Here is a 20,962-nt window from a genome sequence, read left to right on the forward strand (position 1 = left end):
CTCAGCCCCTTGCTTCGTGCAGCACCGCGGCGAGCGTGCGCTCAGCCAACTGGAGCTTGAAGGCATTGTCGTGCGTCGGCGTCGCGCCCGCGAAGGCGATTTTGGCGGTAGCGGCGGCACCCTTGGGGAGCGCTGCCTCGGCGGCTTCGACCCGCCACGGCTTGTGCGCCATGCCGCCGAACGCGACGCGGCCGGTGCCGTCCTTCTGCACTACCGCCGCCACCGAGACGAGCGCGAAGGCATAGGAGGCGCGGTCGCGAACCTTGTGGTAGAAGTGCTTGCCGCCCAACGGCTTGGGCAGGGTGACTGCCGTGATCAGCTCGCCCGTTTGCAGTGTGTTGTCGAGATGCGGCGTGTCGCCGGGCAGCCGGTGGAAGTCGGCAATGGCGATCTTCCGCGTGCTGCCGTCGGGCTTCACCGTCTCCACGGTCGCGTCGAGCAGCCGCATCGCGATGGCCATGTCGCCCGGATAGGTGGCGATGCACGCCTTGCTGGTGCCGATCACCGCCAGCTGGCGGCTGAACCCGCCGATCGCCGCGCAGCCGCTGCCGGGCTTGCGCTTGTTGCAGGGCTGGTTGGGGTCGTAGAAATAGGGGCAGCGGGTGCGTTGGAGCAGGTTGCCCGCGGTGGTCGCCTTGTTGCGCAACTGGCCGCTCGCGCCCGCAACGATCGCCCGCGTCAGCACCGCATAATCGCGCCGCACGCGCTTGTCGGCGGCGAGATCGGTGTTGCGCACCAGCGCACCGATGCGCAGCCCGCCGTCCGACGTTTCCTCGATCCGGTCGAGTGCGAGCTTGTTGACGTCGATCAGATGCGTCGGCGTCTCGATCTCGAGCTTCATCAGGTCGAGCAGGTTGGTGCCGCCGGCGATGAACCTGGCGCCGGGGGTCTTGGCGGCGAGGGCTGCGGCATCGGCCGGGCTGCTCGCGCGGGTATATTCGAACGCCTTCATGCCTGCCTCCGCCCCGCGGCCTCGCGGATCGCCTCGACGATGTTGGAATAGGCGCCGCAGCGGCAGATATTGCCGCTCATCCGCTCGCGGATCTCCATCTCGGAGAAGGCGGGAGAGGCGGCGACGTCGGCGGCGACATGGCTGGGGATGCCGGCCTTGATCTCGTCGAGCACCGCGACCGCCGAGCAGATCTGGCCCGGCGTGCAATAGCCGCACTGATAGCCGTCATGGCGGACGAAGGCGGCCTGCATCGGGTGCAGGTCCTCGGGCGTGCCGAGGCCCTCGATCGTGGTCACGCTGTCACCGTCGTGCATCACCGCCAGGCTGAGGCAGCTATTGATCCGCCGGCCGTTCACGATCACCGTGCAGGCCCCGCATTGGCCGTGGTCGCAGCCCTTCTTGGTGCCGGTCAGGTGGAGATGCTCCCGCAGCGCGTCGAGTAGCGTGGTGCGGGTGTCGACGGTAAGCGCGGCCGCTTTACCATTGACCTTGACCTGCACGGGCAGGGCTGGGGGCGTTTTCATCGGCGCGCTCGGTTCCTTGCTGCTGGCGCTCGCTGGCATTGCGGTGGCGGCCGCGCAGGCCGCGCCGCTCACCAGCACGCCGCGTCGCGATACGCCTTTTCCGGCGGGTCTATCCATTGCGCATCCCCTGCTAGCCTGCACCGAAGCGTGTACAGTTTGGAAGCCGAAACGGTTCCACACGCTCCTTGTGTGTTGGCTTATCGCAGCAAGTTGGATGCGGCAAATGCCCCCTTGTACAACATGCCCAAAAGGGGCGTGTGACGATTTTACAACGGTTCCGTGACGAATTGTTTCCGGCAATGTCTGCAATGTTGCCACAGGGCCACATACGTGCAGACATGCGTAACCCTAAGGGCGCAGTGCGGCTGTGCCCGTGCGGAATTATACAAGACGAAAAGGGGCTTTTGATGACCTCCACGTTCCGAACCTGCCTGCTCGCATCTACCATGCTGGTGGCCGGCATCGCGACGCCTGCTTTCGCGCAGGACAGCGTACCGGCTTCCGACGCCCAGACCGACGCCAGCGAAATCGTGGTCACCGGCACGCGCATCGCGCGCCCCGACCTCGAACTCGCCAGCCCGGTGACGGTGATCGGCGAAAAGGAACTCCAGTTCCGCCAGCCCGGTACCGCCGACGACATCCTGCGCACCCTGCCGGGCGTCCGCCCGAACATCGGCGCGGGCGTGAACAATGGCTCGGACGGTTCGTCGACCGTCGACCTTCGCGGCATCGGCCCGCAGCGCACCCTGGTGCTGCTCGACGGCCGCCGCCAGGTGCCCTACGGCCTCGACGGCCTGACCGACACCAACAACGTGCCGCTGGCCCTGCTGCAGCGCATCGAAGTGCTGACCGGCGGTGCTTCATCGACCTACGGCGCGGACGCGGTGGCGGGCGTGGTCAACTTCATCACGCGGCGTGACTTCTCCGGCATCGACCTGTCGACGAGCTACCGCATCTCCGAGCGCGGCGACACGGCACGCTTCAAGGCAGACCTCGTCGTCGGCGGCAACTTCGCGGAAGGCCGCGGCAACGTGGTGTTCAGCGTCGGCTACACCAAGGCCGATCCGCTGCTGCATCTCGACCGCAAGATCAGCGAAGTGCCGATCAGCTCGACCAACGGCCAGTTCCTCGGCGCAACGACCGCGCAGGTGACGGTTTTCGGCTCGCCGACCAACGCGGCCCTCGGCATCGGCGCCAGCACGCTGGGCGCGGTGGTGAACCCGTCCACGGGGCTGTTGCAGCCGGCAACCGCCGCGGACACCTACAACACCAATATCGGCACCTATTTCCAGACCCCGCTCGATCGCATCAACGCCTATTCGGCGGCGCGCTACGAGATCACCGAGGGCGTGGAATTCTACGGCACCGCGCAGTTCAACCGCAACCAGATCGCGACCCAGCTCGCCTCGTCGGGTACCTTCGGCAACACCTACCAGCTGGCGCTGAACAACCCCTATCTGCCCTCGGGCATCCGCGACCAGCTGTGCACCGCGCGCAGCATCTCGGCGGCGAACTGCGCAGCCGCGGCGGCGGTGCAGGGTGGCCCGGGCACGGCCGGCTATATCGAAGTGCCGGTGGTCGCCCAGCGCCGCTTCACCGAGTACGGCCCGCGCCTGAATGTCTTCGAATCGCAGATGTTCCAGATCCAGGGCGGCTTCCGCGGCGAGATCGTCGCCGGCCTGAAGTACGATATCTCGGCGCAGTATGGCGAGACCACCCAGAACCAGACCCGCGGCAACTGGGGCTCGTTCAGCAAGGTGCAGCAGGCCCTGCGCGCCTATCGCACCCCGACCGGCCAGATTCGCTGCGTCGATACCGCGAACAACTGCGTTCCGCTCAACCTGTTCGGTCCCAACGGCTCGATTACGCAGGACCAGCTGGCGTTCATCGACCTCGACGCGATCATCAACCGCAAGGTGACGCAGACCGTCGTCACCGGCAGCGTCTCGGGCGACCTGTTCGCCTCGCCGCTGGCGACCAACAAGATCGCGTTCGCGGTCGGCGGCGAGTATCGCAAGCTCACCGCCGCCAGCCAGCCGGACGGCCCCTCGCAGATCCAGGGCGAAGTGCTCGGCACCGGCGCGCGCACGCCGCCGGACGTGGGCCGCTACAGCGTGAAGGAAATCTTCGGCGAACTCATCGCGCCGCTGATCGAGGACAAGCCCTTCATCCACAAGCTGACGGTCGAGGCGGGTATCCGCTATTCGGACTACACCACCACGGGTCCGAGCACGACCTGGAAGGCCGGCGGTAGCTGGGAGCCGACCGCGGGCATCAAGTTCCGCGGCAGCTACCAGGTGGCGGTGCGCTCGCCGAACATCCAGGAACTGTACCAGTCGCCGGTGCAGGGCCTCGGCAACCTGACCGTCGATCCCTGCCAGGGCGCGGTGTCGGGCGGTCTCGCGCAGCTCTGCATCGCGACCGGCGCGCCGGCCAACACGATCGGCTCGATCCCGGCACCGACCTCGGGTCAGATCAACAACACCACCTCGGGCAATCGCGAACTCGACGTCGAGCGCGCGAAGACCTGGACGATCGGCGGCGCCTTCGCGCCGGCGGCGATCAAGGGCTTCTCGCTCACCGTGGACTATTTCAACATCCGCGTCCGCGATGCGATCACCCAGCCGGCCCAGGCAGACATTCTGAACGGCTGCTACTCGTCCACGCTCAACCCGAACTTCGCCAACAACGCGTTCTGCGCGCTGATCGGTCGTAACCCGCTCACCGGCAGCCTCAACGGCGCGGGCGAGACCCCGGGCGTGATCCTCAGCTACTCGAACCTCGGCGTCATCGAGACGGCAGGTGTCGAAGTGGGCCTGAACCAGGCGATCCGCCTGGACGATATCGGCGTGAAGGATTCGGGCACGGTCACGATCGGGTTCAACGGCACCCGCCTGAGCTACTACCACTTCCAGGCGACGCCGAACGCGATCAATCGCGACTGCACGTCCTACTACAGCGCCGGCGGCTGCACCAATCCGCGCGCGCGCTACCGCATGAACGGCCGACTGACCTATGGTCGCGAGCTGTTCGACATCTCGCTGCTGTGGACCCACATCAGCCGGGTGAGCCTGGAGCCGTTCCTTGCGACGCGTCTCCCGGGCAATGTGGCGCAGCCGGGCGGCCCGAACCCCTCGACCATCCTCGAGGCGTTCCGTACCATCCCCGCGTTCAACTATTTCGATCTCGCCGCGCGGGTGAGCCCGACCAAGAACCTCGACTTCAACCTGACCGTGAACAACCTGTTCGACAAGAAGCCGCCGCTGGTCGGCGCGGGTGTCGGCGGCACGGCGTTCAACAGCGGCAACACCTTCCCGACGATCTACGATCCGATCGGGCGGGCGTACACGATCAGCGCGCGTCTGCGGTTCTGATCCCAAGCAAGAACAGAAATGTCTCCCAATACCTGGAGCGGCGGACCGAACGGTCCGCCGCTTTTTTATCAGGCCCAGGAGATCAAAAGCGTGGCGGTCAGTCCGGCTGGTCGGAGATGTCCATGAAGTTGCGGGCGGCCTCGCGATCGGCCTCGTCGTCGAAGGTCGCGTCCAGATCGGGCGCATTGCCGAGCATGAACAGCAGCGCCCACAGGGCAAAGCGGCGGCCGCGATCGGTTTCCAGGCCGAGATCGACCTTCATCCGCTCGATGCCGGCGGCGAGGGCGGGTGGGGTGAGGGCGCCCAGATCGGCGGTGCCGAAATAGCGGACTAGCTGGTCGTCGAGTTGCATGCAGCAGGGCCTAGGCGCCTGCACCGGCAGCGGCAAGGATACGGGACATTCCCAGGCGACGAACGAGGCCGCTCCCGCCATGCGGGGCGCATGTGGACCTATCATCCCGAGCTGCTCGCCACTCCGGTGCCGCGCTACACCAGCTATCCCACCGCCGCCGAGTTTGGCGAGGATGCCGGGCCCGCCGAAATGAGCGCGGCGATCGATCGGGTGCATGGGGAGGCCGAGCTGTCGCTCTATCTCCACATCCCCTTCTGCCGCGAGATCTGCTGGTATTGCGGGTGCAACACCGGCGCGGCCAATCGCAGCGCGCGGCTCGACGCCTATCTGGCGCGGCTATCGGAAGAGATCGAGCTGGTCGCCCGGCGGCTCGGCGGGCGGGGGCGGGTGGGCCGCATCGCGTTCGGCGGCGGCAGCCCCAATGCGATCGCGCCCGCGGCGTTCCTCCGGCTGGTCGCGCAGGCGAAAGCGGCCTTCGGCGCGGTCGATCCGGTCCTGTCGGTCGAGATCGACCCGCGCGGGTTCGATTCTGCATGGGCGGCAGCGCTGGGCGAAGCGGCGGTGTCGCGGGTGAGCCTGGGCGTTCAGAGCTTCGACACCGCCCTCCAGGCCGCGATCGGCCGCGTCCAGCCGCATGAGGACATCGCCGCTGCGGTGGCGCTGCTGCGTCGCGCGGGGGTCGGATCGATCAACTTCGACCTGATGTACGGCCTGCCGGGCCAGACCGACCGGATGCTTCTTGCCTCGATCGACGAGAGCATCGCGGTGGGCGCGGATCGGCTGGCGGTGTTCGGCTATGCCCATGTCCCCCACCTCATCCCGCGCCAGCGCCGGATCGATGCGACCGCATTGCCGGATGCCGAAGCCCGCTTCGCTCAGGCCGCCCTCGCCCACGATCGGCTGACTGCGGCCGGCTATGCCGCGGTCGGGTTCGATCATTTCGCGCTGCCGGGTGATGCCATCGCCATCGCCGCGCGCGAAGGGCGGCTGCGGCGCAACTTCCAGGGCTTTACCGAGGACGAGGCAGAGGTGCTGATCGGGCTGGGCGCCAGCGCGATCAGCCAGTTTCCGGACCTGCTGGTGCAGAACGAGAAGAATGCCGGGCGCTGGCACATGGCGGTCTCGTCGGGGCGGCTGGCAGCGGCGCGCGGGGTACGGCGCTCGACCGAGGACCAGTGGCGCGCGGCCGCGATCGAGGAACTGCTCTGCCAGGGCCGCGCCGATCTGGCGGGCATCCCGGGGCGCGGCGCGATCGCGCTGCAGCTCGCCCGGTTCGCGGCGCTGAAGCTGGTGCGCTGGGAGGGCAGCGTGCTGCTGCTGGCGCCGGCGGCGCTGCCCTATGCCCGCGTCATCGCCAGCGCGCTCGATCGCTATCGTGGCACGGCCGCCACGCGTTTCAGCAGCGCGGTGTAGCGGAACCAGAAAGCTCGGGAATCTACGGCGGGGCCCCAGTATAGCCTAGGTTAACGCGCCCTTCTATAAGGCAAGGGTCCGAACCGCGCCGGACAGGTTTCCGCGCGTCCCGAAAGAGCACCCATGTCGCGTCCCGTATTCTTCGATCCCACCGGCAGCCGCAAGCGCTGGACGATGCGCACGGTGCTGGCCCTGGTGCTGGGCGTGGTGCTGGCGGCGGTCGTGTTCGCGGCGACCATCGTCAACGTGCCGCCGGCGCAGGACCTGCCGGTACGCTGGGAGAATGCGAAGCCTGCGGCGCTCCGCTCGCTCAGCGCGCGCGGCGAGCCGCGCCACCGGCGCTGGCTGCCCGGAGGCTCGGCCAAGCGTGCGGGGGTGCCGCTGACGGTCGGCTTCTACGTGCCCTGGGACCAGGCGAGCGCGGACTCGCTCCGCCGCAACATCGGAGACCTCGACTGGGTGGTGCCGGCGTTCGTCACGGTGAGCGGCCTGGGTCATGCGATGCAGGTGGTCGACGATCCGCGCTTCGCCAACATCCTCGCCGGCGCGCGCCGGCCGCCGCGGGTGCTGCCGATGGTGCAGAACCTTTCCGACGAGTCGTGGGATTCGGTCGGCGCCGCCCGGCTCATCGCCAGCCCCGCTGCCCGGGCCAAGCTTGCCCGTGATCTGGCGGCGATGGTCAAGACGCGCAACCTGACCGGCCTGGTGATGGATTTCGAGAGCCTGCCGCCGGAATCGCTTCCCGGCTACATCCAGCTGCTCGACCAGATCAACAAGGCGATGCCCAAGGACAAGCTGCTGGCGGTCACCGTGCCCGCCGGCGACAGCAGCTGGGATTTCAAGAGGTTCGCCGCGGTCACGGACCGCGTCATGCTGATGAACTATGACGAGCATTGGCAGGGCGGCAAGGCGGGGCCCATCGCCTCCCAGCCCTGGTTCGTCGACGAGCTGCGCCGCGCGGTGGCGCAGGTCGGCACCGAGAAGCTGATCGTCGCGCTCGCCAGCTATGCCTATGACTATCACGGCGACGGCACGGATGCGCTGAGCATCGAGGAGGCCTGGTCCGCCGCGCGCGACAGCGAGGCGAAGGTCACCTTCGACAAGACCAGCGGCAACAGCGCCTTCGCCTATGACGAGGACGGCAAGCATCACGAGATCTGGATGGTCGATGCCGCGGCGACCTGGAACCAGCTCCAGGCGGTCCGCGCTGCCGGTGTCGGCAGCGTGGCGCTGTGGCGGCTCGGCACCGAGGATGCGGGCGTGTGGACCGCGCTCCTCGCCTATCGCCATGGCGGCCGCCCGGACCTCAGTCGCGTCGTTCCCGCCACCAATGTCGACGTGGAGGGGCCGGGGGAAATCCTGCGCGTCACCTCGACGCCGACGGTGGGGCAGCGCGCCATTCGGTTCGACGCCGCCAACATGATCCGCGACGTGCAGTATCCGGTGCTGCCGACGCCGTATGTGGTGATGCGCACGGGGGCCTCGAAGAACGAGATCGCGCTGACCTTCGACGACGGTCCCGACCCGACCTATACCCCGCGCATCCTCGACATTCTGAAGGCGGAGCATGTGCCCGCGGCCTTCTTCATCGTCGGCGAGAACGGGCTGCAGCACCCGCTGCTGCTCCGCCGGCTGGTGGCCGAGGGGCACGAGCTGGGCAACCACACCTATACCCACCCGAACCTGGCCACCACCTCGGCAGCGAGCACCGCGCTGGAGCTGAACGCCACCCAGCGGCTGGTGCAGGCCTATACCGGGCGCGGCATGCGGCTGTTCCGCGCGCCCTATTTCGGCGACGCCGAGCCGACCACGCCCGACGAACTCGATCCCGCCGTGGTCGCGCAGAAGCAGGGCTATACGGTTGTCGGCCTCCATGTCGATCCGGACGACTGGAAGCGGCCGGGCGTGGATGCGATCGTCCAGGGCGTGCTCGACGACGTCGCGACGGCTGCGCCGGACAAGTCGACCAACATCGTTCTCCTCCATGACGGGGGCGGTAACCGCGAGCAGACCGTGGAAGCGCTGCCCCGCATCATCCACGAACTCCGCGCGCGGGGCTATGTTTTCGTTCCCGTGTCCAAGCTCGCAGGCCTTTCCTACGATGCGGTGATGCCCCCCATCCGCGGCAGCGATCTGCTGGCGGTTCGGGCGGACGTGGCGATCTTCGTGGCGCTTGCGGGCATCGCCTCGGGGCTGCGCTGGATGTTCTTCGTCGCGATCACGCTCGGCATCGCGCGCGCGCTCATCTTGGCCGGCCTGGCGCTCCGCCAGCGCCGCCGCGAACGCGGCGCGCCGCCGGTCTACGCGCCCAGCGTCTCGGTGATCATCCCGGCCTATAACGAAGAGCGGGTGATCGAGGCGTCGGTGCGCCGGGTGCTCGCCAGCGATTATCCTGCGATCGAGCTGATCGTGGCGGACGACGGATCGAAGGACCGCACCAGCGAGATCGTCGCGGCGGCGTTCGGCGACGATCCGCGGGTCACGCTGCTGACGCTGGTCAATGGCGGCAAGGCTGCGGCGCTCAATCGCGCGCTGAAGGAGGCGAGGGGCGAGGTGATCATCGCGCTCGACGCCGACACGCAGTTCGAGGCGGAGACGATCGGTCGGCTCGCGCGCTGGTTCGCCGATCCGCAGATCGGCGCCGTCGCCGGGAGCGCACAGGTGGGCAACCGCGTCAACCTCGTCACCCGCTGGCAAGCGGTGGAATACATCACTGCCCAGAATCTGGAGCGGCGGGCGCTCGCCGGGTTCAACGCTATCACCGTGGTGCCCGGCGCGGTCGGTGCATGGCGGCGCGCGGCCCTCGATGCGGTGGGGGGCTATCCCGAGGACACGCTGGCGGAGGACCAGGATCTTACCATCGCGATCCAGCGATCGGGCTGGCGCGTGACCTATGATCCCGATGCCGTGGCGTGGACCGAGGCGCCGGAAAGCTTCCGCGCACTCGCCAAGCAGCGCTATCGCTGGGCGTTCGGCACGCTGCAATGCCTGTGGAAGCACCGCGGGCTATACCGCGACAAACAGGCGAAGGGCCTCGCCTGGATCGGCTTGCCGCAAGCCTGGATCTTCCAGATCATCTTCGCCGCGATCTCGCCGCTGATCGACTTGGCACTGATCTCCGCGATCGTCGCCACCGCGGTGCGCATCGCCCAGCATGGCTGGGAGCAGACCCGCGGCGATGTGGGCGCCATGGCGATCTATTGGGTGGCTTTCACCTCGATCGATGTGGGCTGCGGCTGGGTCGCCTATCGTTTGAACAGTCGCCGTATCCGCTATCCGGCGCTGCTGCTGGTCGCCCAGCGCTTCGTCTATCGCCAGCTGATGTACTGGGTGGTGCTGCGCGCGATCAGCTCGGCGCTCGGCGGCTGGTTCGTCGGCTGGGGCAAGCTGGAACGTACCGGCCGCGTCGGCGGCGGCGAGGCTGCGGCGGCGGAGTAATCCCCGCCGTCGTCCGACCAGCCGACGCGCATGACCCGTGCAGGCAACGGCGCCGGGCATTCTCCTCGTGCTTCCGCTCGCGACACGCCTCGAGTCGGGGTAGAAATCCTGTGACAAATTTGCACGGGTACCAAGTTTTCGGTTCCGATCGCGGTGCAATCTGACGCATTAACCAGCAATATAGAGTCCGACCTCGCCGGCAAGTTCGTCGGTTTTTCGCGGATTTGTCGCGCGCGTGAAGCGAAAATGAAGTCGTAGCGTCATGAATGCTGCGGCGGATGTAACAATCCTGCCAAATCGCGTCCCTAGGGCGCCCCCGAACCAAACAGACCTTCCTCGGGGAAAACCGCTCCATGTTCGATCGTTCGACCTTCCGCTGCTCGCTGCTCGCGGGTGCCACGGTGCTGGCCCTGGCTGCCGCCCCGGCCTTCGCCCAGACCGAGGCGACCGGTGCCACGCCCACCGCCGTCGTTCCGCCGGAAGGCCTCGCCGACATCGTGGTGACCGCGCAGAAGCGCGAAACCAACCTGCAGCAGACCCCGATCTCGATCAGCGTGCTGAGCGACGCCGCGCTCAAGGAACGCCACGTCCAGAGTCTGTACGATCTCGCCGACGGCGCGGTGCCGAGCCTGCGCGTCGCCACCTTCGAGGCCCGCCAGTCGGCGCTGACCGTGGGTATCCGCGGCATCGTGCCGCTTGATGCCAACCAGCCGGCGCGCGAGCAGGGTGTCGGCATCTATGTCGACGGCGTGTATCTCGGCCGCCAGCATGGCCTAAACGCCGCGTTGTTCGATATCGAGCGTGTCGAGGTGCTGAAGGGCCCGCAGGGCACGCTGTTCGGCCGCAACACCGAGGGCGGCGCGCTGAGCCTGGTCAGCCGTGCGCCGAGCGGCGAGTTCGCCGGCCGCGTCAACGCGGGCATCGCCAATTTCGGCGGCTACAATGCCGATGCGCATCTCGACCTGCCGGAATACAAGAACTTCTCGCTCAAGCTCGACGGCGTGGTGCAGCACCAGGACGCGACCACGAAGAACCCGCTCGCCGGCGCTACCGGCTGGAACTATTTCGACCGCCGCGGCTTCCGTGCCGCCGTCCGCTGGAAGCCGATCGACGGCCTTATCGAGGACTTCAGCTACGACAATGGCTATGACGCGAACACGCCGTTCTACAGCCAGCTGCTGAACTACAATCCCAATGGCTGCGTCGCCGGCGCCCAGTCGGCCGTGCCCAATTGCTTCCTGCCCGGCACCGCCTATGCGACGCTCACCGGCACGGTGAAGCCGCTGCTGCCGGGCGTCGTCGTCAACGGCTCGAGCCGCATGAAGACTGCCGATATCGGCGTGCCGCAGCAGCCGAGCATCGACAAGACCCATGGCTTCACCAACAGCCTGAAGTACAAGCTGAGCCCGGAGATCGAACTTCGCTCGATTACCGCATGGCGCGGCGTGACCGCTACCCAGTGGGACAATTCGGGCGGCGCGCACCGCGTGCCGGTGGTCAACGTCCCCGCGATCGGCACCGTGACGACCAGCTGCACCGCCGCCGCGCCGTGCGGATTCAGCCGCTACAGCCTGGCCAATCTGCGGCAGACCCAGTTCAGCCAGGAGTTCCAGGCGGTAGGCTCGATCGACCGGTTCGATTACGTCGCCGGCCTCTTCTATTTCAACGAGCATGTCAGCGACGACGCGGCTACGCCGAACTCGAACGGCATCGTGGCGCAGACCAACGCGGCGGGCCAGGTCACCGGGTACAACTATGTGATCCTCGATCCGTGCACCGGCTCCGGCGGTTTCGGTTCGCAGCCTGGCTGCCGCTCTATCGACCGGGCCTCCGAAGTCTGGTCGAAGAGCTATGCCGCCTATGGCCAGGTGACCTGGAATGCGACCGACGCGCTGCACCTGACGGTGGGCGGCCGCTACACCCACGACAAGAAGCGCGGCGTGCTGCGCTACTCGCGCAACATCAACTACGATGTCGACACGGTGCGCGCGGCGGCCAACGGCTACAAGCCGCTCGACAAGAGCTGGGACCGCTTCAACCCGATGGTCACGCTCGCCTATGACGTGAGCGACACGGTGCATGCCTATGCCAAGTACGCCACCGGCTACCGCGCGGGCGGCGCAAGCTCGCGCACCTCGAACTACCAGCCGTTCAACCCGGAGGACGTGAAGTCCTATGAAATCGGCCTGAAGAGCGACTTCTGGGATCGCAAGGCGCGCCTGAACCTCGCAGCCTATGTGATGGATCGCAAGGACAGCCAGGTCGACATCAGCTCGATCCAGACCACCGCGACCGGCAGCTTCAACAATCTGGTGACCATCAACGCGCCGGGCACCACCAAGATTCGCGGCATCGAGGCGGACCTGACGGTGAAGCCGGTGCAGGGCCTGACGCTGAACGCGTCCTATGCCTATACCTACACCCGCATCCCGCCGGTGCTGATCACCGCCACGGCGAACGGCGTGTCGACCAGTGTGCTGCAGAACTTCTACATCGTGTTCACGCCGCGCAACGCGGCCAGCGGCTCGATCGATTATGAGCTGCCGTTGAAGGGCGCCGACCTGCGGTTCCATCTGGACGGCAACTATTCGCAGGCCACCCAGGCCTTCGACCAGTTCGCCACCAAGAACGAGGCTTCGCTGATCTTCAACGGCCGCATCGCGCTCGCCAACATCAACATCGGCGCGATGCAGAATGTAACGTTCAGCGTGTGGGGCCGCAACCTGCTGAACGAGCAGTATATCTTCCGTCGTGACCCGTCGAACAGCCTGCCGGCTTCGCCGACGACCAGCGTCACGAACGGCAACATCAACAACATCCTCGGCGATTACGGCAACTTCAACGCGCCGCGTACCTTCGGCGGCGAAGTGGCGGTGAAGTTCTAAGGCACCGCCCGCCGCATGCGCGGCGGCGCAGACTAGCCGACACGGCCCGGACGGGAATCCTCGTCCGGGCCGTGCTGCATCTGGCGCAAGCCGCGGGCGGAGAGCGCGCGGAAGGTGATCGACCAGCGCGGTGTCGCCATCGGCGTGATGCTGTGCTCCCAATCATGTCGTGCGGCGCCCGAGAGCAGATAGATCGAGCGGGGTGGCAGCAGCAGCTCGGCACGCTCGAAGCGGCCTTCGGCGGTGCGGCGTCGCAGCCTGAGTACCGCGGGTGCGCCCAGCGAGATGCCCACCACCTGCTCGAATACCGGGCGATCGCGGTGCCAGCCGATCCCCGCGCCGATCGGATAATGAATCAGCAGCGCCTGGACGAGCGTGCCCGGTGCCAGCCCGGCAAAGGCCTCCGCGCGGACGCGCAGCGTTTCCAGCCAGGCGGGTAGGGGCTCCGCGGGCGCGAACCGGGCGTCCTCGAAGTCATAGTGCCAGCCATAGCTGTGGGTTCGTCGATTGCCCTGCCACCCCTGAAAGCGGAACGGCGCGAGCGGGGCGGCATTGATCGCAGTGATGGCCCGCGATTCCTCCTCGGTGTCGAGGAACTCGCTTTCTGCCCGCAGGCCTTCGGGTCCTGGCAGTCCGAACAGATCGTGCTGGCTCGGGATCATTGCGGAGGGAACGTTTGAAGTGGAAATATGGTAGCAGGGCGACCTGTCCAGCGTTCTGCAAAGCTACGCATTTGCGTATTTGCGATGTGTCATATTGATCCAGGTTTATGAAAATACTAGGGTTTTTCAGTGCGTGACGGGTTGCGCGCCTAACGATAGAGTCGGTACCATGGTCGCTGTGAAGAACGATATGCTCGACGTTATCGACCACGCGTCGCAATTTTTGAAGGCGCTGTCCGGTCGCAGCCGCCTGCTGCTCCTCTGCCATCTTGCCGATGGCGAGAAGTCTGTCGGCGAACTCGCCCGCCTTACCGGCGCGCGGGACACCGCGGTTTCGCAGCAGCTTGCTCTGCTTCGCCGCGAAGGCATGGTTTCGGCGCGTCGCGCTGGCCAGATGATCTTCTATTCGCTGGCAAGCCCGGAAGCGCGCCGCATGCTGGAGGCGCTGAACGACCTGTTCAGTGCCAAGGACGGCAGCAGCGGCCTGCTCCTGCGGAACGAGCCCGAGACGGTCTGATCGACCCCGCGCCGCAGGTTCAGCGGCGCGGTCGTTCGATCGCCGCGCGGACGGCGGGCAGGATCAGCTCCATGGCGCGGTTGCTGCGCATGCGATGCCATCCGAACAGATCGCCCACCGGACGCCGCGACTGCTCGCGCGCCACCTCCCCCGTCGCATCGGAGGCATCTCCCGTGCGCGCGTCGACCCGTGCGATCCGGTCGCGATCGGGAGCCTCCAGCCAGATCCCGGTGAACGGGACCCGTGCCTGCTGGGCCAGCGCCTCGGCCACTTCCCGTTCGCTGCGGTTGAGGAACACCGCGTCCAGGATAACGGTAGACTCACAGGACAGATGATCGTCGGCGGATTCGAACATCGCTTCATAGGTCTGCGCGTCGTTGCGACGGGTGTAGTGCGATGGCGGCAAGCGCGTCTCCGGTGGCAGCCCGGCCAGCCGCTTTCGGAACACGTCAGACTGCAGCACACGCGCGCCCGGGCGGCGGCCATAGAGCCCGCCGAGCAGCCGCGACAGGCTGGACTTGCCCGTGCCCGACAGCCCGCCCACCGCGATCAGCTGCGGCGGCGCCGGCCGCAACAGGACATCGGCCGCGGCGGCATCGGTGGTCTGCAGCGACACCATTAGCGGCAGCAGCGCCCAGCCGGTGGCGCCCTGCGGCGAGAGATCGAGATAACGGTTTGCGAGCACATTCGCCTCGGCCCCGCGGCCCTGCTCGATCAGCGCGACCAGCGTACTGGCGAGATCGAACAGGATGTCGGCAGGCGCGCCGTCCTCGATCAGACGTACGCGGCCGGCGCGGGCGCGGCGCTCGATATCCGCCCCCTGCAGCGCGATCATGCCGCGCTGGGCGCCGGTGCGCGCGAGCTCCATCAGCCGCTGCCGAAACGCGGCGCCGGCGGGCGTGACGGTCGCCTGACCGTGCAGCCGTACCATCGCTTCGGCGCGCGCGTGGAGCGCCGCTACGTCGATGCTGCTGGGGAGGATGCCGTCCCCGCCCGGACCTTCTCGCCTCGCGGCCGCTGCCGCCATCGTCTTGCTCCCTGGAGCCCCGGCCGATCTGCCGGTCCTGCGACTCTCTATACCTGCCAAATCTGAACGGGAGTGTACCGAAGTTCAGCGGCGCGCTGTCGTCTTTCGCAGCTTGTCGGCGACCATATCGCGCAGTGGGTTCGGGCGAAAGCCGTCGTCATAGGCGGTGCAGCTGGGCCGTGCGCCGTCCTTGCGCGGCTTGAAGCCGTTGAGCCAGCTATATTTATCGCACATCCCCCAGAACAGCACGTCGCGCAGCTGGGGGTAGCCGAACATCACGTCGAGATAGACGCCCGCATAGTCCGCCACCTGCCGTCGCCGCGTCGCCGAGTCGCCGGGCAGATGCTGGTCGGCGACGTCGAATTCGGTGATCAACAGCTGATAGCCCATGCCCGTCACCGCATCGAGAAAGGCACGCCATGGCTTTTCCTGCCGGGCGGCGAGCACGCCTGCCGGGGCATCGCTCGCCGGCTCGATATGCGATTGCACCCCTAACGCATCGACGGGTACGCCGCGCTTGCGGAAGCCTTCGAGCAGCCGGAGCACGCCGTCGCGATGCTTTTCGCCGCCCGGCTCCCAGCTCATATAGTCGTTGTACACCAGCTGAGCGTGCGGCGCGGCGGCGCGGGCGGTGTGGAAGGCGCGGTCCAGCATCGCTTCGGTGCCGCCGAACGCACGCGACAGGCTGGTCTCGCGCAGGCCACCGCTGCCTTCGTCGACGGTCTCGTTGACCACGTCGTAGCTGCCGATCCGGGTGCCGTAGCGCTTGCACACCGTGTCGATATGCATGGTGAGCAGCCGTTCGGCCTCGCGCACGGGGCGCGCGCCGAAGTCGTAGTCGTTCAGCCAGCGCGGGAAATATTGGGTCTTGTGCCAGAGCAGGGTGTGGCCGCGCATCGCCATGCGGTTCGCCTCTGCCCAATCGAGCATCGCGTCGAACTGGGTGAAATCGAACCTGTCCGGGGCAGGGCGGGTTGCCTGCCATTTCAGCTGGTTCTCCGGCACCAGCAGGCCGCAGTCGCGGATGAGCAGCCGCGCATAGGCGGGGTTGGCGAACGAACCCGCATCGGCACCGGGCCGGCTCCAGGCGAAGGCCGATCCGATCCGCATCTGCTTTTCCGAGGCGAGCGCATTGAGGCCCGGCGGGACGCTGGTCGCCCGTGCATCGAGCGGCAGTGCGGCGGCGACAGCGGCGACACCGCCAAGCAGGCTGCGGCGATTGAGAACGACGGCATCGACCTGCATCGGGTGGCTCCTCTCCTGGCTACCCCCGTCCCCGGGTGTTCATGCTTGGTAGCGGTACCATGCTCGGGCTGCTACACGCTTGTCAACGATGGCGAGCGATCGCGAACGAGAGAGGATGCGATGCGGCGGATTTTCCAGGCCCTGTTCACGGTTTTCTGCGCGCTTGTGCTGGCGAATCAGGCACATGCCGAGACCGGATATGATCTGTGGCTGCGCTACCATCCGCTCGACGCCGCCACCGTGCAGCGCATTGCCCCGCGGCTGCGCTACGTGGTGGCAGACACCAGCCGTCCGACGATCCGCGCCGCCGTCGACGAACTGGATCGCGGGCTGGCCGGGCTGATCGGTACGGCACCGGCACACGCGACGGCGATGCGGGGCGAGGGTGGGGTGATGCTTGCCACCGCGGGCTCGCCGGTTCTCGCCGGGCTCAACCTCCCGCTGGCCGCGCTCGGACGCGAAGGCTTTCTGATCCGCTCGACGACCATCGCCGGCGCACGCGTGACGCTGATCGCCGCCAACAGCGATGTCGGGCTGCTCTATGGCAGCTTTCGCCTGCTCAAGCTGGCGCAGTTGCGCGAGTCTCTCGATGCGCTGGATGTGCGCGACGCACCGAAGCTGCAACTCCGCGCGCTCGATCACTGGGACAATCTCGATCGCTATGTGGAGCGCGGCTATGCCGGACAGTCGCTGTGGGACTGGCAGAAGCTGCCCGGCTACAAGGACCCGCGCTATACCGATTACGCCCGTGCCAATGCCTCGATCGGCATCAATGCGGTGGTGCCGAACAACGTCAACGCCAATGCCGATATCCTCACCGCGCCCTATCTTCAGAAAGTGAAGGCGCTGGCCGAGGTCTTCCGGCCCTATGGCATCCGCATCTACCTGACCGCGCGCTTCTCCGCCCCGATCGAGATCGGTGGGCTCAAGACCGCCGATCCGCTCGACCCCGCAGTGCGCGCCTGGTGGAAGGCCAAGGCGGACGAGATCTATGCGGTGATCCCGGATTTCGGCGGCTTTCTGGTCAAGGCCAATTCCGAGGGCCAGCCCGGCCCCTCCGACTATAAGCGCAGCCATGCCGAGGGCGCCAACATGCTTGCTGACGCGCTGGCTCCGCATGGCGGGGTGGTGATGTGGCGGGCGTTCGTCTATTCCGAGCATAACGACGCCGATCGCCACAAACAGGCCAACGACGAGTTCGTGCCGCTCGATGGCATGTTCCGCGACAACGTCCTCCTCCAGGTGAAGAACGGCGCGATCGACTTCCAGCCGCGCGAACCCTTCCATCCGCTGTTCGGTGCCATGCCGAAGACGCCGCTGATGCTCGAGGTGCAGATCACCAAGGAGTATCTCGGCTTCGCCACCCACCTCGCCTATCTGGGGACGATGTGGGAGGAGGTGCTGCAAAGCGACACCTTCCGTCCGCGCGCGGGCAGCACCGTCGCCAAGGTCCTGGAGACGCCGGTCGCCCCCAAAGCGCTCACCGGCATGGCGGGCGTCGCCAATATCGGCAGCGACATCAACTGGAGCGGGTCGCAGTTCGATCAGGCCAACTGGTACGCCTATGGCCGGCTCGCCTGGGATCCGGAGGCGAGGGCGGCGGACATCGCCCGCGACTGGGCGCGGCTGACCTGGAGCCCCGATCCGGCGGTGGTCGACCCGATCGTCGCGATGATGCTCGAATCGCGCGAGGCGGTGGTGAACTACATGACGCCGCTCGGCCTCGGCCATGTGATGGCGACCGGCCACCATTACGGCCCGGGCCCCTGGGTGTCGAACCTCGCCCGGCCGGAATGGAACCCGACCTATTATCATCGCGCCGATGCTACGGGCATCGGCTTCGATCGCACGCCGACCGGCACCAACGCGCTCGGCCAATATGCGCCCGAGGTGGCCAAGCGCTGGGGCAACCTGAAGACGGTGCCGGACAGCCTGCTGCTCTGGTTCCACCACGTCCCCTGGGACTATCGGATGGGCTCGGGCGAAACGCTGTGGAACAGCCTGGTCGCGCAGTATGACACCGGCATCGCCACGGTGGAGGACATGCAGCGCCGCTGGGCCGGGCTGGAGGGTAAGGTCGACGCCCGGCGCTGGGCCGAGGTGCGCGATTTCCTCGCCATCCAGCGCGGGGAAGCGCAGTGGTGGCGCGATGCCTCGATCGCCTATTGGCAGTCGCTGTCGCAGCGCCCGCTGCCGGGCGGGCATCTGGCTCCGCCGCATCCACTAAGCTATTATGAAGCCATCCGGACGCCGCACGCGCCCGGCAATGGGAAATAGAAACGGGGGAGCAGGATGCGGAAGGAAATGGCGTGCTTGCTCGCGAGCGCGATGCTCGCGAGCGCGATGCTGGCGAGCCCGGCGGCAGCACAGCAGCAGCAACGGCCAGCGATCGACCTCAACCAGATCGGCTTCGAGCCTGGCGACGTAAAGCTTGCCGTGGTGCGGGGAGCCGGGACGGCCGCGCTTCCCTGGCTCTTGCTGGACGCGGATGGCAACGCTGTCGGCAAGGGCGACACCTATGTTTATGGCCCCGATGCGAGCTCGGGCGCGGTGGTCCAGCGGATCGATTTTTCCGGATTCCGGCGGGAAGGGAAGGGCTATCGGCTGTCGGTCGCCGGGGTGACCAGCGATCCCTTTGCCATCGCGCCTTCGCTCTATCGCCCGCTGGCGCGCGACGTTGCCAATTTCTTCTACCAGCAGCGCGCCGGCACGCCGATCGACGCGAAGTTCGCCGGTGCCGCCTGGGCGCGCCCGGCGGGACATGGGCATGAAGTGGCCGGCTGCTTTGCGGGGGCCGACCAGCGCGGGATGGTTTGGCCGGGCTGCGGCTACAAGCTCGACGTGACCGGCGGCTGGTACGATGCCGGCGACCACGGCAAATACCTGGTCAACGGCGGCATTTCGCTGTGGACGCTGCTCAACGCCTATGAGCGCCGCCCCAAGGCCTTCCCCGACGGATCGCTGCGCATCCCCGAAAGCGGCAACGGCGTGAGCGACCTGCTCGACGAAGCGCGCTGGGAAATGGACTTCCTGTTGCGCATGCAGATCGCGGACGGCGTGCGCACGCGGCTGCCCTCGGGCCCGCTCGGCGCGCCCAAGCCCGGCCGACCCGCCTGGGAGCCGAGCTTCCCGCCCTTCGCCGAGATCGACGCCGGCGGCATGGCGCACCAGAAGGTCGCCGACCGCAACTGGACCGCGATGCCGATGCCGCCGCAGAACGATCGCGAGGAGCGCCTGCTCTATCCGCCCACGACCGGCGCAACGCTCAACCTGGCGGCGACGGCGGCGCAGTGCGCCCGGCTGTGGCGCGGGGTGGACGATGCCTTCGCCGCCCGCTGCCTCACCGCCGCGCGGCGGGCCTGGGCGGCGGCGCAGCGCAACCCGCAGGTCTACGCCACCAGCAGCTTCACCGGCAGCGGCGGCTATGGCGATTCGAGCCTGAGCGACGAATTCTACTGGGCCGCCGCCGAGCTCTACGCGACCACCGGCGAGGAGGTGTTCCGCAAGGCGGTGACCGGCTCGCCGCATTTCGGCGAAGCGGTCCGCGCGCCCGGCTGGAGCTTCACCGCCCCGCTCGGCACGATCACGCTGGCGACGGTGAAGACAGGCCTCGGCGACGCCGAGGTGCAGAAGCTGCGCGCCACGCTGATCGTAGCGGCGGACGGCATTCTCGAGCAGCGCCGCCAGAACGGATATGCCATCCCCTATCGGCCGATCGGCTATCCCTGGGGCTCGAACGGCGACCTGATGAACCAGGCGATGCTGCTCGGCGTGGCGAGCGATCTTACCGGCGCGCCGAAGTACCGCGCGGGCATCGTCTCGGCGCTCGACTATCTGCTGGGCCGCAATCCGATGGGGACGTCCTATGTGAGCGGCTATGGCACGCGATCGCTCCGCAACCCGCACCACCGCTTCTGGGCGCATTCGCTCGACGCCAAGCTGCCGGGGCCGCCGCCGGGCGTGCTCTCGGGCGGACCGAACGACACCGCGATGGCCGATGCGGTGGCGATGCAGCTGAAGGGCAAGTGCGTCGCCCAGACCTGCTGGGCGGACGACATCCATGCCTATGCGCTGAACGAAGTCGCGATCAACTGGAACGCGCCGCTGTTCTGGGTGGCGGCGTGGGTGGATGATTGAGGCGGCGGCGGTTCGTGGGGTCAGGAAGCAGCGAGTCTGCTTTCGCCCAGTTGCGGACATACGCCACGCAAGCCAATGTGGGGCGCTAAGGGATGCGCGTGATGAAGCTGAATGACCAAGGGCGCGAGATTTGGTTCGAACGGATTGTGTGGAGTTATATGCCCGCACACTGGAAGGGCGTCGCCTACATGGCTGCAGTGATTGCGGTCAGCCTCATGCTTTGCTTCGTAGCTGACCGGTACGCACCTTCGCTCTTTGCCGTGCCGCTGATCGGTGGATGGGCTCTGGCGATGTGGCTTTGCGAACGACACGCACCGTCGCGTCGCAAAGGCAGCTAACCACCAAGATCGGACATCTCCTTTCAGCGCAGGCCCGCGGCACCGCCAAACGGCCCCCGCAGTCGAGCGGGGAGACTGCGGCGGTCAGCAGCCTCCCC

14 protein-coding genes are annotated in these 20,962 nt (G+C 67.3%); 8 read left to right on the plus strand and 6 right to left on the minus strand.

The window, feature by feature from the left end; all coding sequences use genetic code 11:
- Nucleotide 1: 1 nt before the first annotated feature.
- On the minus strand, nt 2-952 hold the full coding sequence (locus tag KK7_RS0111010) for an FAD binding domain-containing protein (RefSeq protein WP_010544706.1): 951 nt from the start codon (nt 950-952) through the stop codon (nt 2-4).
- The gene (paoA, locus tag KK7_RS0111015; protein ID WP_029623184.1) at nt 949-1,593 is read right to left on the minus strand and encodes an aldehyde dehydrogenase iron-sulfur subunit PaoA; all 645 of its coding nucleotides are present in this window, start codon (nt 1,591-1,593) and stop codon (nt 949-951) included. Before paoA ends, KK7_RS0111010 begins: the two co-directional genes overlap by 4 nt.
- Before the next feature lie 290 nt (nt 1,594-1,883).
- Between paoA and KK7_RS0111020 the strand changes: the two genes are divergently transcribed.
- Nucleotides 1,884-4,850 (plus strand): TonB-dependent receptor domain-containing protein, encoded by a 2,967-nt coding sequence (locus KK7_RS0111020; protein WP_010544708.1) that lies wholly within the window; start codon nt 1,884-1,886, stop codon nt 4,848-4,850.
- Between the two features lie 97 nt (nt 4,851-4,947).
- Here the strand turns inward: KK7_RS0111020 and KK7_RS0111025 are convergent, their stop codons facing one another.
- Complete coding sequence (locus KK7_RS0111025) at nt 4,948-5,202, minus strand: hypothetical protein (RefSeq protein ID WP_010544709.1); 255 nt, start codon at nt 5,200-5,202, stop codon at nt 4,948-4,950.
- Between the two features lie 90 nt (nt 5,203-5,292).
- Between KK7_RS0111025 and hemN the strand changes: the two genes are divergently transcribed.
- The 3 genes from hemN to KK7_RS0111040 all read left to right on the plus strand — a co-directional run bounded on the left by hemN (nt 5,293) and on the right by KK7_RS0111040 (nt 12,938).
- Complete coding sequence (gene hemN, locus KK7_RS0111030) at nt 5,293-6,615, plus strand: oxygen-independent coproporphyrinogen III oxidase (RefSeq protein ID WP_010544710.1); 1,323 nt, start codon at nt 5,293-5,295, stop codon at nt 6,613-6,615.
- A gap of 123 nt (nt 6,616-6,738) precedes the next feature.
- Nucleotides 6,739-10,053, plus strand: a complete 3,315-nt coding sequence (locus KK7_RS0111035; protein WP_010544711.1) for a trifunctional glycoside hydrolase family 18/polysaccharide deacetylase/glycosyltransferase family 2 protein — start codon at nt 6,739-6,741, stop codon at nt 10,051-10,053.
- A 353-nt stretch (nt 10,054-10,406) separates the two neighbouring features.
- Nucleotides 10,407-12,938 carry a TonB-dependent receptor gene (locus KK7_RS0111040; RefSeq protein ID WP_010544712.1) on the plus strand — a complete coding sequence of 844 codons (2,532 nt, stop codon included), beginning with the start codon at nt 10,407-10,409 and terminating at the stop codon, nt 12,936-12,938.
- A gap of 32 nt (nt 12,939-12,970) precedes the next feature.
- On the opposite strand, the gene KK7_RS0111045 is transcribed toward KK7_RS0111040, so the two are convergent.
- Complete coding sequence (locus KK7_RS0111045) at nt 12,971-13,600, minus strand: alpha-ketoglutarate-dependent dioxygenase AlkB (protein ID WP_010544713.1); 630 nt, start codon at nt 13,598-13,600, stop codon at nt 12,971-12,973.
- Between the two features lie 169 nt (nt 13,601-13,769).
- On the opposite strand from KK7_RS0111045, the gene KK7_RS0111050 reads away from it, so the two are divergent.
- A complete protein-coding gene (locus tag KK7_RS0111050; protein WP_010544714.1) occupies nt 13,770-14,117 on the plus strand; it encodes an ArsR/SmtB family transcription factor in 348 nt (115 codons plus the stop codon).
- A gap of 19 nt (nt 14,118-14,136) precedes the next feature.
- Here KK7_RS0111050 and KK7_RS0111055 read toward each other — a convergent pair whose 3' ends face one another.
- Entirely contained in the window at nt 14,137-15,144 is a 1,008-nt protein-coding gene (locus tag KK7_RS0111055) for a P-loop nucleotide/nucleoside kinase family protein (protein ID WP_010544715.1), read from the minus strand.
- Between the two features lie 84 nt (nt 15,145-15,228).
- Nucleotides 15,229-16,389, minus strand: coding sequence for an endo-1,4-beta-xylanase (locus KK7_RS0111060; RefSeq protein ID WP_010544716.1), 1,161 nt, complete (start codon nt 16,387-16,389; stop codon nt 15,229-15,231).
- 120 nt (nt 16,390-16,509) lie between these two features.
- Between KK7_RS0111060 and KK7_RS0111065 the strand changes: the two genes are divergently transcribed.
- From KK7_RS0111065 to KK7_RS20525, 3 genes are all read left to right on the plus strand, one after another.
- Nucleotides 16,510-18,666, plus strand: a complete 2,157-nt coding sequence (locus tag KK7_RS0111065; RefSeq protein WP_010544717.1) for an alpha-glucuronidase family glycosyl hydrolase — start codon at nt 16,510-16,512, stop codon at nt 18,664-18,666.
- 27 nt (nt 18,667-18,693) lie between these two features.
- Nucleotides 18,694-20,526 (plus strand): glycoside hydrolase family 9 protein, encoded by a 1,833-nt coding sequence (locus KK7_RS0111070; protein WP_193378015.1) that lies wholly within the window; start codon nt 18,694-18,696, stop codon nt 20,524-20,526.
- Between the two features lie 101 nt (nt 20,527-20,627).
- On the plus strand, nt 20,628-20,864 hold the full coding sequence (locus tag KK7_RS20525) for a hypothetical protein (protein WP_138983949.1): 237 nt from the start codon (nt 20,628-20,630) through the stop codon (nt 20,862-20,864).
- Nucleotides 20,865-20,962: the final 98 nt, after the last annotated feature.

This window comes from Sphingomonas elodea ATCC 31461, assembly GCF_000226955.1.
GTDB lineage: Bacteria > Pseudomonadota > Alphaproteobacteria > Sphingomonadales > Sphingomonadaceae > Sphingomonas > Sphingomonas elodea.